The organism is Rathayibacter sp. AC451, from assembly GCF_979253095.1.
Map to the genome: position 1 here is coordinate 376,502 of NZ_CEEDBD010000001.1, position 12,738 is coordinate 389,239.

A 12,738-nucleotide genomic window follows, 5' to 3' on the forward strand; every position below is an offset into this window, starting at 1 on the left:
TGCGCCGGAGGCCGGACGGCTGCTCCTCGGAGTCGTGGACAGGCCGAGCGAGCAGAGGCAGGACGTCGTCGAGCTCACCCGGTCCTCGCTCCTCGTCCTCGGGGCAGCGGGCTCCGGGCGCTCCACCGCTCTCCGGCAGCTCGCCGTGCAGATCCCCGGGCAGGCGGTCCTCGGTCCCGACGACCTCGAGGAGGTGTGGGACTCGGTCACGGGAGGCGAGGGGCCCGTCGTCATCGACGATCTCGACCTGCTGCTGCGCCGCTGCGCCGACGACGGGAGGCGACGACTGCTCGAGGCCCTGCAGACTGCGGTGCGCTCGGGTCGACGGAGGATCGTGCTGTCGGCGCGGCGGACGACGGACGGGATCGCGGCGCTCCGAGACGGAGTCGACGACGTCCTCCTGCTGCGCACCGCGAGCAGGCAGGAGCACCAGCTGCTCGCCGGGGACGGGGAGCCGTACCGTCCCGAGCTGCCGCCGGGAGGGGGTGGTGGCGCGGCGAACGGGTCCAGGTCTTCGCCCCGTCGACCCCGCACGCCGCCCGGGTGCGGCGGAGGCCGGAGCCCGTCCCGCTCGACGCGGCGCCGGTGGTCGTGGTCACGAACGCTCCGGTCGCGCTGCGGTCGCGGATGCAGGAGTGGTGCGCGACCAGCAGCGTGCCCGAGGCGCTCGCCTCGGACGGCGCGCTCCCGGACGGGGTCGTCGTCGGGACCGCCGCGGAATGGGCGTCCGCTCGCGCACTCCTCGCCCTGGCGCGTCGGAGCGGGCTGGTCGTGCTCGATGTCCCGCCGACGGAGGCGCGGATCCTCCTCGGACCGCTGCCCGATCCTCCGCTCTGCGCTCAGGGATCCTTCCTCGTCGAGCAGCACGGGGAGGTCCGCAGGGCGCGGTGGCCCGACACTGTGCCCGAGGTCGGCCGAACCGGAGGAATCCGTGGTCAGGAGGGCCCGGAAGCGCGGAATTCGTGACGATCATGTTTCCGAATGTCCGGTTTCGTCTGTTGCGCGTCGACAGGCCACCGGCGCTGTGCCAGTATTTCCCCACGTTCACGCCGGTGAGCCCTCCCGCCGCACCGACGAAGTCAGGAGCCGCAGCCATGACCCGTCCCCTCCCGAGGGATCCCGTTCTCCGCGAGGCGATCGCCGTCGCCCGCTCCCGGGAGCGCGAGCGGCGCGCGATGCTCTCGCGTCGCGCGGTCCTCGGCGGTCTCGGTCTCGGGGCGGGCGCCCTCGCGCTCGCCGCGTGCGCGCCGGTCAGCCGTCCGGCCCCCACGGCCGCCGCCGACGGATCCGCCGACGACCCCAGGCTCGTCTGGGACAACTGGCCCGCCTACCTCGACGAGGACGACGAGGGCGCGTACCCGACCCTCCTCGCCTTCGAGGAGCAGAGCGGCATCTCGGTCACCTACAACGTCGCGGTCGACGACAACAACTCGTACTACGGCAAGGTCAAGGACCAGCTGGCGCTCGGGCAGTACATCGGCGCCGACACCGTCTGCCTGACCGAGTGGATGGTCTCGCGGCTCGTCCGCCGCGGCTTCGTGCAGGAGCTGGACCACGCCAACATCCCCAACCTCGCCAACCTCAGCCCGTCCCTCGCGAACCCGGACTTCGATCCGGGCCGCCACCTCTCGCTCCCGTGGCAGGCGGGCTTCGCCGGCATCTGCTGGAACAAGGAGAAGCTGCCGAACGGGCTGGCGAGCGTCGAGGACCTGTGGGATCCGGAGCTGCGCGGACGCGTCGGCGTGCTCAGCGAGATGCGCGACACGATCGGCCTGATCATGCAGGCGCAGGGGACGGACATCGCCGGATCCTGGGGCGACGACGAGTTCATGAACGCGATCGACGTCTTCCGGAAGCAGGTCGACGACGGTCAGATCCGCAACATCAAGGGCAACGCCTACCTCAACGATCTGCAGAACGAGGACACCCTCGCCGCCATCTGCTGGTCCGGGGACATCACCCTGATCAACGCGGAGGCGGGCGACAAGTGGGAGTTCGCGCTCCCCGACTCCGGCGGCACGCTGTGGAACGACACGTTCGTCGTGCCGATGGGCTCGAAGCGGAAGGCCAACGCGGAAGCCCTCATGAACTACTACTACGAGCCGGAGGTCGCCGCCGAGGTGGCCGCCTGGGTCAACTACATCACCCCTGTCGACGGAGCGAAGGACGCCATGGAGAGCATCGACCCGGAGCTGGCCGAGAACCAGCTGATCTTCCCCGACGAGCAGACGCTGTCGCAGGCGCACGTGTTCCGCACGCTCACCGCCTCGGAGGAGAAGGACTACCAGGCCGAGTTCCAGAAAGTGCTGCTGGGCATCTGATGGCGACGGGAACCTTCGCCGAGAGCGGCGCCGACCTCCAGCTGGTCGGGATCAGCAAGCAGTACCCCGGCTTCACCGCCATCGACTCGCTCGATCTGACCATCCCGGCCGGATCGTTCTTCGCGCTGCTCGGCCCGTCGGGCTGCGGCAAGACGACGACTCTGCGCCTGGTGGCCGGGCTCGAGGAGCCGTCGGCCGGCCGCATCCTGATCGGCGGAGAGGACGTCACCGCCACCAAGACCTTCCAGCGGCCCGTGAACACCGTCTTCCAGTCGTACGCGCTGTTCCCGCACATGTCGATCCTCGAGAACGTCGCCTTCGGCCTCAAGCGCCGGCGGATCGACGACCCGGTCGGCAAGGCGCACGAGGCGCTCCGCCTCGTGGAGCTCGACCACCTCGCGCAGCGACGTCCCTCCTCCCTCTCGGGTGGGCAGCAGCAGCGCGTCGCCCTCGCCCGGGCGATCGTGAACCGCCCGGCGCTCCTGCTGCTCGACGAGCCGCTGGGAGCGCTCGACCTCAAGCTCCGCCGGCAGATGCAGCTCGAGCTTAAGTCGATCCAGGAGGAGGTGGGTCTCACCTTCCTCCACGTCACGCACGACCAGGAGGAGGCCATGACCATGGCCGACACCGTGGCCGTGATGAACAAGGGCCGGATCGAGCAGATGGGCGCTCCGGAGGAGCTCTACGAGCTCCCGCGCACGGCCTTCGTCGCGAACTTCCTCGGTCAGTCGAACCTCTTCACCGGCGAGGTCGTCGGCTCGACGGACCGGGCCCTCACCGTCGAGGCCGGCGGGCACCGGATCACGGTCCCCTCCGCCCGCTCGGCGCGCACGAGCGGTGAGGTGACCATCGGCATCCGCCCCGAGAAGCTCCTGCTGCTGACCGAGGCGCCCGGCGATCTGCCTGATCGGAACGTCCTGGGCCCGGGTATCGTCGTCGACGTCTCCTTCAGCGGGGTCAGCACGCAGTACACCCTCCAGATGCCGGGGCTCGGACCCGTGGTCGTCTTCGCCCAGAACATGGTCTTCGGACCGGTCGTGGGCGAGGGCGCCCAGGTGTGGGTCAGCTGGAGCACCGAGCACGGCTTCGGCCTCGCCGACGAGCCGGGGTCGGTGCCGCGGTTCGACGCCGACGACTCGACCCGGGCGATCGCGCTGCAGAAGCGCGGCCTGCTGGCCGGGCGAGCCGGGGGAGCGTAGGCATGGCCTTCGCCGCGTTCGCCTCCGGTCCGGCGAACCCGCTCGACGCGCCCATCCGCAGGCGCTCGACGCTCGCGCTGGTGCTTCTGCTGCCGGGCATCGCGTATATGCTGCTCTTCTTCCTGGCGCCGCTGATCTCGCTCGTGCTCACCTCGTTCCAGGCCGAGATCCCGGACGGCGACATCGGCGAGTACGCCCCCGGCTTCGCCTGGCAGAACTACCTCGTCGTGATGGCCGACTACTGGCCGCACGCCGTCCGCTCGTTCGGCTACGCCCTGATCGCCACCGTCCTCGCGCTCGTGATCAGCTATCCGCTCGCCTACTTCATCGGAGTCAAGGCGCGGCCGTGGCCGCTGGTGCAGAACCTGCTCCTGACGCTGGTCATCGCGCCGTTCTTCATCAGCTTCCTGCTGCGGACCCTCGCCTGGAAGCAGATCCTCGCCGACGAGAGCCCGCTGGTCCAGGGGCTCAAGGCCGTCGCGATCCTGCCGGCGGACGGGCACCTGACCGGGACGCCCATCGCCGTCATCTTCGGGATCACCTACAACTTCATCCCGTTCATGACGCTGCCGCTCTACACGACGCTCGAGCGGCTCGACACCAGGTTCCTGGAGGCGGGGTCGGACCTGTACGCGCATCCGGCGTCCGTCTTCTGGAAGGTGACCGTGCCGCTGTCGATGCCCGGGATCGTGTCGGGAACGCTGCTGACCTTCATCCCCGCGGCGGGCGACTACATCAACGCCAGCCGCGACTTCCTCGGCTCCTCGCAGACGTCGATGGTCGGCAACGCGATCGAGGCCAACTTCCTGACACTCGAGAACTACCCGGCCGCCGCAGCCCTCTCGATCGTGCTGATGGCCGTGATCCTGATCATCGTGGGCTTCTACGTGAAGCGAAGTGGAACGGAGGACCTGCTGTGACCGCCACCGCCGACCGGCCCGTCGCCAGCGCTCAGGAGGCGCTCGGTGCGCCCGCACCGGCTCCCGTCCGCGGTCCGCGCCGCTTCACGGGACTCGGGCTCGGGGTCTACACGGCCCTCGCGCTGATCTTCCTGCTCATCCCCATCGCCTACACGTTCGTCTTCTCGTTCAACGACTCGGGCAAGAGCAACATCGCCTGGCGCGGATTCACCTTCGACAAGTGGATCTCGGCGTGGACGAGCGAGGAGGTCATGACCGCGTTCGGCAACAGCCTCCTCGTCGGCGCCGTCGCCACGGTGCTCGCCACCGCCCTGGGCACCATGATCGCCCTGGCCCTCGTGCGCTTCCGCTTCCGCTTCCGCTCGGCGATCAGCCTGCTGCTGTTCCTGCCCATGGCCACCCCCGAGGTCGTGCTCGGTGCCGGACTCGCCGCGCAGTTCCTCACGGTCGGGGCCGAGAAGGGGCTCGTGACGATCATCCTGGCGCACACGATGTTCTGCATCAGCTTCGTCGTGGTGACGGTCAAGGCCCGCGTGGCGAGCCTCGACCCCAAGCTCGAGGAGGCGGGACGCGACCTCTACGCGTCGCCGGGCCAGGTGTTCTGGCGGATCACCTTCCCGCTCCTGCTGCCCGGCATCCTCGCCGCGGCCCTGCTCTCGTTCGCGCTGAGCTTCGACGACTTCATCATCACGAACTTCAACTCCGGATCCGTCACGACGTTCCCGAAGTACATCTACATCGCGGCGGCCCGCGGGATCCCGGCCGAGGCGAACGTGATCGCGTCGGCGGTGTTCCTCCTGGCGATCGTGATCGTGGTCGTCACGCAGGTGTCCTCGGCCGCGAGGGCCAAGCGGATCGCCCGGCTGCAGTGAGCGGGCGTCAGACGTAGGAGGCGCGGATCGCGCCGACCGGGCGCCCGCCGCCCGTGACGACCGGGTTCAGCCGCACGAGGACTTCGTTCGCCGCCCCCCGCTCCACCGCACCGGCCTCGACGAGGAGCTTGAGCGCGACGACCGTCGCCGCGCGCAGGCTCCCGTCGAGGATCTTCAGTGCGACCGTGGTGCCGTCGGGCGAGGCCATGACCAGCACGCCCTCCGCCCCGAGCTTCGCCACCAGGCCGAGCCGCTCGATGACAACGGTGTTGTCGCGGCCGGGGCCGTCGAGGGCCCAGGCGTTCTCGAGGATCGCGTTCGTGAGGACGCCCGCCTGGCGGTAGAGGCCGAAGGGCGACGCCGCGGAGGACGACACGATGCGGGAGATCCCCTTCGCCAGCGCGGTCAGCGGCAGGGCGTGCACGGGAGCACCGCAGCCGTCGATCGCGGTACCGGCGACGCGCTCGCCCGTCAGCCGCTCGATCGTGTCGACGATGTGCTGCTGCAGGGGGTGGGAGCGCTCGAGGTAGTCGTCCGTGCTCCAGCCGTTCTGGACGCAGGCCAGCAGCATGGCCGCGTGCTTGCCGGAGCAGTTCATGTAGAGCGGATCCTGCGTCGCGCCGGCGCGCAGGAGCTGCGCGCGGGTGGCCGAGTCGCTCGGCCAGTCGGCGGGGCACTGCAGCGCGGTGTGATCGAGCCCGGCACGGAAGAGCAGGTTCTGCACCAGGGCGACGTGCTGCGGGATCCCCGCGTGGCTCGCCGTCGCGATGACCGCCTCCGCGCCGCTCAGCTCGACGCCCGCCGTCATGACAGCGAGGGCCTGGAAGGGCTTGAGGCACGACCGGGGGAGGATCGGAGCGGACGGGTTGCCGAGCGTGCGGGAGACCCGGCCGTCCGTGTCGAGCAGCACGGCCGAGCCGGCATGGCGGGACTCGACGAAGCCCGAGCGCTCGACGACGGCGAGCTCGACGGACTCCGCGACGGTGAAGGTTCCTGCAGACATCCCCCCATCTTGCCCGACGGCCCGGCGCCTCCTGTGCGGGGGCCCGGGCCGTCGGGTGGTGGGAAGGAGGGTCAGAGGGTGGCGAAGGCCTCCCGCAGCACGGACACGGCGTCGTCGAGCAGGTCGTCGGTGAGGGCGAGGCTCGGCAGGAAGCGCACCACGTTGCCGTAGGTACCGGCGCTCAGGACGAGCACGCCGTGCGACGCCGCGTACTCGGTGATCGCGGTGACCGCGGCGGCGTTCGGGATCTTCGTGGTCGTCGCCGTTCCGGGCAGGACGAGCTCGATCGCCATCATGGCGCCGATGCCGCGGACGTCGCCGATGATGTCGTACTGCTCCTGCAGCTCGCGCAGCGCGGCCCCGAGTCGGGCGCCGATGCGGTCGGCCTCGGCCAGCAGGCCCTCGCGCTCGATGCGCTCGAAGACGGCCACGGAGGCGGCGGCTGCGACGGGGTTGCCGCCGAAGGTGCCGCCCAGACCGCCGGCCTGGGCCGAGTCCATGATCTCGGCGCGACCCGTGACCCCGGCGAGCGGCAGGCCGCCCGCGATGCCCTTGGCCGACAGGACGAGGTCGGGTACGAGACCGAAGTGCTCACTGGCGAACCAGGCGCCGGTGCGGGCCATGCCCGACTGGATCTCGTCGGCGACGAAGACGATGCCGTTCGCGGTGCACCACTCCTGCAGTGCGGGCAGGTACCCGTCGGCGGGCACCATGAAGCCGCCCTCGCCCTGCACGGGCTCGACGACGAGGCAGGCGAGGGCGGACGCCCCGACCGTCTTCTCGAGGTACGAGATCGTGCGCTCGGCGGCCTCGGCCCCCGAGAGCCCGTCGTGGTACGGGTAGGAGCTCGGTGCTCGGTGGATGTCGCTCGCGAACGGCCCGAAGCCGAGGCCGTAGGGCAGCGCCTTGAAGTTCATCGCCATGGTCAGGTTGGTGCGGCCGTGGTAGGCGTGGTCGAGGACCGCGACACCGGGCCGGCCCGTGTGCTTGCGGGCGATCTTGACCGCGTTCTCGACCGCCTCGGCACCCGAGTTCACGAGGACGGTCTTCTTGGCGAAGTCGCCGGGGGTGTGCTCGCCGAGCAGCTCCGCGACGCGGATGTAGGGCTCGTAGGGCGTGACCGTGAAGAGGGTGTGCGTGAGCCGGCCGAGCTGCTCGGTCGCGGCGGCGACGACCTCGTCGTCGGTGTGGCCGATCGTGGTCACTCCGATGCCGGCGCCGAGGTCGATGAAGCGGTTGCCGTCGACGTCGACGAGGATCGCGCCGTGCGCGCGGTCGATGTACACAGGGAGCGCGGTGCCCACGCCGGTGGGCACGACGGCGAGACGTCGCTCGTGCAGGGCCTTCGAGCGGGGCCCGGGGATCTCGGTCGCGACGAGCCTCTCCTGCGGGACTGCCGACGTGGGAACCTGGGGGGCGAGCGTGTCTGTCATGGTCCTGCGATCCTACCCGCGGGTCCTCCGCGGCGAGGGGTCCAGACGGACGAGACCGGCTCGATCCAGGGAGCGGAAGAAGGAATCCGATGCAGATCGATCACCACTACGCGGTTTCCGTCGTCTGGGAGGGGAACCGCGGCACCGGCACGAGCGGGTACCGCGACTACGGCCGGCAGAACACGGTGCGCGCGGACGGGCGCGAGGTGATCCTCGGCTCGGCCGACAAGCCCTTCCGCGGGGACCCGGACCGCTGGAATCCGGAGCAGCTGCTCCTCGCCGCGCTCGCGCAGTGCCATCTGCTCTCGTACCTGCACGTGGCCGTGAAGAACGGAGTGGTCGTCACCGACTACGTCGACGACGCGGTCGGCCGCATGGTGCAGGAGGGCGACGGCGGCCGGTTCGCCTCGGTGACGCTGCGCCCCCGGGTGACGGTGGCGGATCCGTCGATGATCGAGCTCGCCCGGTCGCTGCACCCGGAGGCGGCGCGACTGTGCTTCATCGCCAACTCCGTCGCCTTCCCCGTCGAGCACGAGCCCGAGACGGTGGCCGCGGGCTGAACGGAGGCGCGTCCGCCCGGGCTCAGCGCCGCTCGTGCGGCAGGGCGCGGCGGATGCGCTCGGCGGTCGTCGTCGGCGGCGACTCGTTGTAGACGCCCGCCGCCTCCTGCTCCGAGAGCGCGTGGATCGCCGTCATCACCTCGTCGGTGGCGTGGCGGCGCGCACGGCCCGAGTCGGCCGATCCGTGGTGCGAGAGATCGAGCGGATCGCCGAAGCGCACGGTGATGCGGTGCAGGCGCGGGATCCTCGACCCCCACCGGCTGGAGCTCCTGCGTGCCGATGAGGCCGACGGGGACGACCGGTGCGCCGGTCGTGAGCGCGAGCCATGCGACTCCGGTGCGCCCGCGGTACAGCCGGCCGTCGCGCGAGCGCGTGCCCTCGGGATAGACGGCGAAGGCCTCGTCGCGCTCGAGGATCGCGCGGCCGAGGTCGAGCGCCTCCTGCGCGGCCTGACCCGCGCCGCGCTCGACCGCCACGGCGCCGACGGCGGTGAAGAAGGAGCGCGAGAGCGCCCCGCGGGCACCGGTACCGGTGAAGTAGTCGGCCTTCGCGAGGAACTGCACCGGCCGCGGCGCGAGGAGCGTGAGGACGGGGGAGTCGATGAACGAGAGGTGGTTGCTCGCGAGGATCACCCGGCCGGTGAGGGGGACGTTGTCGCGGCCCTCGATGATGGGCCGGTAGACCATCCGGCCGATGCCGCCCATCGCGAGGCGGGCGAATCGCGCCGAGAGACCGATGCCGGGAGGGTCGGCGCGTCGTGGTCGTCGTCGGTCCGCATTCGCACGACGTTACCGGCGGACGCATGCCCCGCCGGTCATGTCCGGGGACACGATCGGCGGAACAGCAGCGCTCAGCCCAGCTGGGCGAGCGCCTCCTCGAGGACGGACATCGCATCGTCGATCAGCTCCTCGCTGATGACCACGCTCGGCATGATGCGCAGGACGCTGTCCCAGCTGCCCGCATCGAGCGGGATGACGCCGTTGGCGGTGGCGTGCTTCAGGATCGCGGCGAGCGCCTCCGGGTTCTGCTTCTTCGTGCCGGGGTGCACGAGCTCGACGCCGAACATGGCGCCCTTGCCGCGCACCTCGCCGACGACGGGGAAGCGCTCGGCCCAGTCGCCGATGCGGGCCCACAGGGCGCGCTCGACGCGCTGCGCCTCCTCGAGGAGCCCCTCGGACTCGATCGCCTCGAAGGTGGCGAGCGCCGCGGCCGTGGAGACGGGGTTGCCGCCGAAGGTGCCGCCGATGCCGCCGGGCTGCACGGCGTCCATGATCTCGGCGCGGCCGGTGACGGCGGCGAGCGGGAAGCCGCCCGCGATGCCCTTCGCGGTGGTGATCAGGTCCGGGACGACTCCGTGGTGCTCGATCGAGTACCACGTGCCGGTGCGGGCGATGCCGGCCTGGATCTCGTCGGCGACGAAGACGATGCCGTTCTCCGTGCAGAACTCGGAGAGGCGCTGGAAGTAGCCGGGCGCCGGGATGATGATGCCGCCGTCGCCCTGGATCGGCTCGACGAAGAGGGCCGCGAGCTCCTGTGCTCCGATGTGGGTGCGGATGTAGTCGATCGAGCGCTCCGCGGCCTCCTCGCCCGTCATGCCCTCGGGGTCGCGGAAGGGGTAGCTGATCGGGAGGCTGTAGATCTCGCCCGGGAAGGGACCCATGCCCGCGCGCTCGGGGTAGGGGCGGTAGGTCATCGCCATGGTCAGGTTCGTGCGGCCGTGGAAGGCGTGGTCGAGCGAGGCGATGGCGCGGCGGCCCGTGTACTTGCGGGCGATCTTGACCGCGTTCTCGACCGCCTCGGCGCCGGAGTTGACGAGGATCGAGTGCTTCTCGAAGTCGCCCGGGGTGATCTCGGCGAGCTTCTCCGCGACCCGGACGTAGTTCTCGTACGGCGTCACCGTGAAGAGGGTGTGCGTCAGCTTCTCGGCCTGGGCGGCGGCCGCGGCGGCGACGGCGGGGTGCGCGTGGCCGATGGTCGTCACCCCGATGCCGCAGCCCAGATCGATGAGGCGGTTGCCGTCGACGTCGACCAGGACGGCGCCGGAGGCGTGGTCCATGTAGATGTTCGCGAGGGTGCCCGCGCCGCGCGAGACGCTCTTGACGCGGCGCTCCTGGAGGGCGATCGAGCGCGGGCCGGGGAGCTCGGTGACGAGCGCGCGGGACTGGGGGACCGAGAATTCACGCATGCCCCCATGCTAGGCGGCGCTCCTGCACGAGGGGTCCGGCGCCGCGCTTCCAGGTCGTCCCTAGGCGCGTGACGGAGCATGGGGGTGTCCCTCGAACGTCGTCCGGCTCCACCGGGCAGGAAAGGCACCCCCGTGCGCAGAGCATTCGCGATCCTCGCCGTCGTCGGCGCGACCCTGGGCCTCACGGCCTGCACCGGCGGAGCAGAGGAGGCGGAGCCGAGCGCGTCGCCCACTCCGCTCAGCTGCGTCTCGGAGGGCGACGCCTCGGCGACCGTCGAGACGAGCGGCGATTTCGCGACGAAGCCGATCACCGTCTTCCCGTCCCCCCTCCAGGTCGACGAGACCGAGCGCACGGTCGTGATCGAGGGCACGGGCGAGGAGGTGGCGGAGGGCGACACCGTCCTGGTCGACTACACGCTCTACAACGCGACCAGCGGAGCCGAGTTCTCGGCCAGCACCTACGCGTCCGGCGGCCGCGCGGCGTTCGCCGTCGACACCGAGCAGTACCTCTCGGGTCTGGTCAAGGCCGTGAACTGCGCGACCGTCGGCTCCCGCGTGGTCGCCGTCGTGCCGCCGGCCGATGCGTTCGGCGACGCGGGCAGCGCCGACTTCGGCATCGCGGCGGAGGACTCCATCGTCATGGTCATCGACGTCGAGTCGATCGTGCCGACCGCGGCCACCGGTGAGCCGCAGCCGCCCGTCGACGGGCTGCCGACGGTGGCGCTCGCCGAGGACGGTGCGCCGACCGTCACGATCCCCGAGACGGATCCGCCCGCCGAGCTGCAGCTGGGCGTGCTGAAGAAGGGCGACGGGGCCGTCGTGGCCGACGGCGACAGCCTGATCGTGCAGTACCAGGGCACCGTGTGGGGCACCGGCGAGGTCTTCGATCAGAGCTGGGGCACGGGCACTCCGGCGTCGTTCGGCACCGGTGACGTGATCGAGGGCTTCAAGGAGGCGCTGGTCGGTCAGACCGTCGGCTCGCAGGTCGTCGTCGTGATCCCGCCGGCCCAGGGCTACGGCGAGGCGGGCAACGCGAACGCCGGCATCTCGGGCACCGACACGCTCGTCTTCGTGATCGACATCCTCGCGGTGAGCTGACCCGGGAGCGGCCCTGCGCAGCGTGCCAGGATGGGCGGATGCGCAGGGTCATCATCCTCGGCTCGACCGGGTCCATCGGAACGCAGGCACTCGACGTCATCGGAGCCAACCGCGACCGCTTCGAGGTCGTGGGGCTGGCCGCCGGGTCGAACCGCGCGATGGTCGCCGAGCAGGCCCGCGCCTTCGGCGTGGAGCACACCGCGTTCGGCGCGGTCGAGGCGGAGCAGCTCGTGCGCGGCGTCGAGGCCGACGTCGTCCTCAACGGCATCACCGGCTCGGTCGGACTCGGCCCGACCCTCGCCGCCCTCGAGGAGGGGCGGAGCCTCGCGCTCGCCAACAAGGAGTCGCTGATCGTCGGCGGCGAGCTGGTCACCTCGCTCGCGGCACCCGGGCAGATCGTGCCGGTCGACTCCGAGCACTCCGCGATCGCCCAGGCGCTGCTCGCGGGCGAGCACCGCGAGGTGCGCCGCCTCGTCCTGACCGCGTCCGGCGGGCCCTTCCGCGGGCGCGACCGCGACTCCCTCCGCGACGTGAGTCCGGCCGAGGCGCTCGCCCACCCCACGTGGGACATGGGGCTGGTCGTCACCACGAACTCGTCGACCCTCGTCAACAAGGGCCTCGAGGTCATCGAGGCGCACCTGCTCTTCGACATCCCGTACGAGCGGATCGACGTGACCGTGCACCCGCAGTCGGTCGTGCACTCGATGGTCGAGTACGTCGACGGCTCCACGATCGCCCAGGCGTCGCCGCCGGACATGCGCCTGCCGATCTCCCTCGGGCTCGACTGGCCGCACCGCGTCGCCGGAGTCGGCGTGCCGCTGGACTGGACCCGCGCGCACTCCTGGACCTTCGAGCCCCTCGACGAGGAGGCGTTCCCCTCGGTGCGCCTGGCGAAGAAGGTGGGAGCGGCGGGAGCGTCCTACCCCGCCGTGTTCAACGCCGCGAACGAGCAGGCGGTCCAGGCGTTCCACGCCGGCCGGATCGGCTACCTCGACATCCTCGCGACGGTGGAGGCCGTCGTCGACGCCCACTCCGTCGACGGGGCGCTGACCCGGGAGTCGCTCGCCGCCGCCGAGACGTGGGCGCGGCGCACCGCGGACGAGCGGATCGCGTCGGCCTAGGCGGCCCCCTGACTCATCGGGATCCT

At 71.2% G+C, this 12,738-nt stretch carries 11 protein-coding genes and 1 pseudogene; 8 read left to right on the plus strand and 4 right to left on the minus strand.

Annotated features, from left to right (window positions below; genetic code table 11):
• Positions 1-543 precede the first annotated feature (543 nt).
• The 5 genes from AC0CID_RS01735 (at position 544) to AC0CID_RS01755 (ending at position 5,312) form a co-directional block, all read left to right on the plus strand.
• Entirely contained in the window at positions 544-966 is a 423-nt protein-coding gene (locus AC0CID_RS01735; RefSeq protein WP_465225575.1) for a hypothetical protein, read from the plus strand.
• A 128-nt stretch (positions 967-1,094) separates the two neighbouring features.
• A complete protein-coding gene (locus AC0CID_RS01740) occupies positions 1,095-2,321 on the plus strand; it encodes an ABC transporter substrate-binding protein (RefSeq protein ID WP_465225576.1) in 1,227 nt (408 codons plus the stop codon).
• Entirely contained in the window at positions 2,321-3,520 is a 1,200-nt protein-coding gene (locus AC0CID_RS01745; protein ID WP_465228027.1) for an ABC transporter ATP-binding protein, read from the plus strand. The genes AC0CID_RS01740 and AC0CID_RS01745 overlap by 1 nt, the downstream gene beginning before the upstream one ends.
• 2 nt (positions 3,521-3,522) lie before the next feature.
• Positions 3,523-4,440, plus strand: coding sequence for an ABC transporter permease (locus tag AC0CID_RS01750; RefSeq protein WP_465225577.1), 918 nt, complete (start codon positions 3,523-3,525; stop codon positions 4,438-4,440).
• 122 nt (positions 4,441-4,562) lie between these two features.
• Positions 4,563-5,312 (plus strand): ABC transporter permease, encoded by a 750-nt coding sequence (locus AC0CID_RS01755; RefSeq protein WP_242682855.1) that lies wholly within the window; start codon positions 4,563-4,565, stop codon positions 5,310-5,312.
• Between the two features lie 7 nt (positions 5,313-5,319).
• Here AC0CID_RS01755 and AC0CID_RS01760 read toward each other — a convergent pair whose 3' ends face one another.
• Positions 5,320-6,315, minus strand: coding sequence for an asparaginase (locus AC0CID_RS01760; RefSeq protein ID WP_465225578.1), 996 nt, complete (start codon positions 6,313-6,315; stop codon positions 5,320-5,322).
• Between the two features lie 71 nt (positions 6,316-6,386).
• Positions 6,387-7,748 (minus strand): 4-aminobutyrate--2-oxoglutarate transaminase, encoded by a 1,362-nt coding sequence (gene gabT / locus AC0CID_RS01765; RefSeq protein WP_207402941.1) that lies wholly within the window; start codon positions 7,746-7,748, stop codon positions 6,387-6,389.
• 89 nt (positions 7,749-7,837) lie between these two features.
• Between gabT (AC0CID_RS01765) and AC0CID_RS01770 the strand changes: the two genes are divergently transcribed.
• A complete protein-coding gene (locus AC0CID_RS01770; protein WP_465225579.1) occupies positions 7,838-8,308 on the plus strand; it encodes an OsmC family protein in 471 nt (156 codons plus the stop codon).
• Between the two features lie 22 nt (positions 8,309-8,330).
• Here AC0CID_RS01770 and AC0CID_RS01775 read toward each other — a convergent pair.
• Positions 8,331-9,012 (minus strand): annotated as a pseudogene (locus AC0CID_RS01775) (lysophospholipid acyltransferase family protein).
• A 146-nt stretch (positions 9,013-9,158) separates the two neighbouring features.
• Positions 9,159-10,493 carry a 4-aminobutyrate--2-oxoglutarate transaminase gene (gene gabT, locus AC0CID_RS01780; protein WP_465225580.1) on the minus strand — a complete coding sequence of 445 codons (1,335 nt, stop codon included), beginning with the start codon at positions 10,491-10,493 and terminating at the stop codon, positions 9,159-9,161.
• A 132-nt stretch (positions 10,494-10,625) separates the two neighbouring features.
• Here gabT (AC0CID_RS01780) and AC0CID_RS01785 point away from each other — a divergent pair, with 132 nt between their 5' ends.
• Complete coding sequence (locus AC0CID_RS01785; RefSeq protein WP_465225581.1) at positions 10,626-11,591, plus strand: FKBP-type peptidyl-prolyl cis-trans isomerase; 966 nt, start codon at positions 10,626-10,628, stop codon at positions 11,589-11,591.
• A 38-nt stretch (positions 11,592-11,629) separates the two neighbouring features.
• Entirely contained in the window at positions 11,630-12,712 is a 1,083-nt protein-coding gene (locus AC0CID_RS01790) for a 1-deoxy-D-xylulose-5-phosphate reductoisomerase (protein ID WP_465225582.1), read from the plus strand.
• Positions 12,713-12,738 lie beyond the last annotated feature (26 nt).

Coding starts and splice junctions, on each gene's coding strand:
- AC0CID_RS01760 (WP_465225578.1), bottom strand. CDS start 6,315: ATGTCTGCAGGAACCTTCACCGTCGCGGAGTCCGTCGAGCTCGCCGTC.
- AC0CID_RS01770 (WP_465225579.1), top strand. CDS start 7,838: ATGCAGATCGATCACCACTACGCGGTTTCCGTCGTCTGGGAGGGGAAC.
- gabT (WP_207402941.1), bottom strand. CDS start 7,748: ATGACAGACACGCTCGCCCCCCAGGTTCCCACGTCGGCAGTCCCGCAG.
- AC0CID_RS01740 (WP_465225576.1), top strand. CDS start 1,095: ATGACCCGTCCCCTCCCGAGGGATCCCGTTCTCCGCGAGGCGATCGCC.
- AC0CID_RS01750 (WP_465225577.1), top strand. CDS start 3,523: ATGGCCTTCGCCGCGTTCGCCTCCGGTCCGGCGAACCCGCTCGACGCG.
- AC0CID_RS01745 (WP_465228027.1), top strand. CDS start 2,321: ATGGCGACGGGAACCTTCGCCGAGAGCGGCGCCGACCTCCAGCTGGTC.
- AC0CID_RS01790 (WP_465225582.1), top strand. CDS start 11,630: ATGCGCAGGGTCATCATCCTCGGCTCGACCGGGTCCATCGGAACGCAG.
- gabT (WP_465225580.1), bottom strand. CDS start 10,493: ATGCGTGAATTCTCGGTCCCCCAGTCCCGCGCGCTCGTCACCGAGCTC.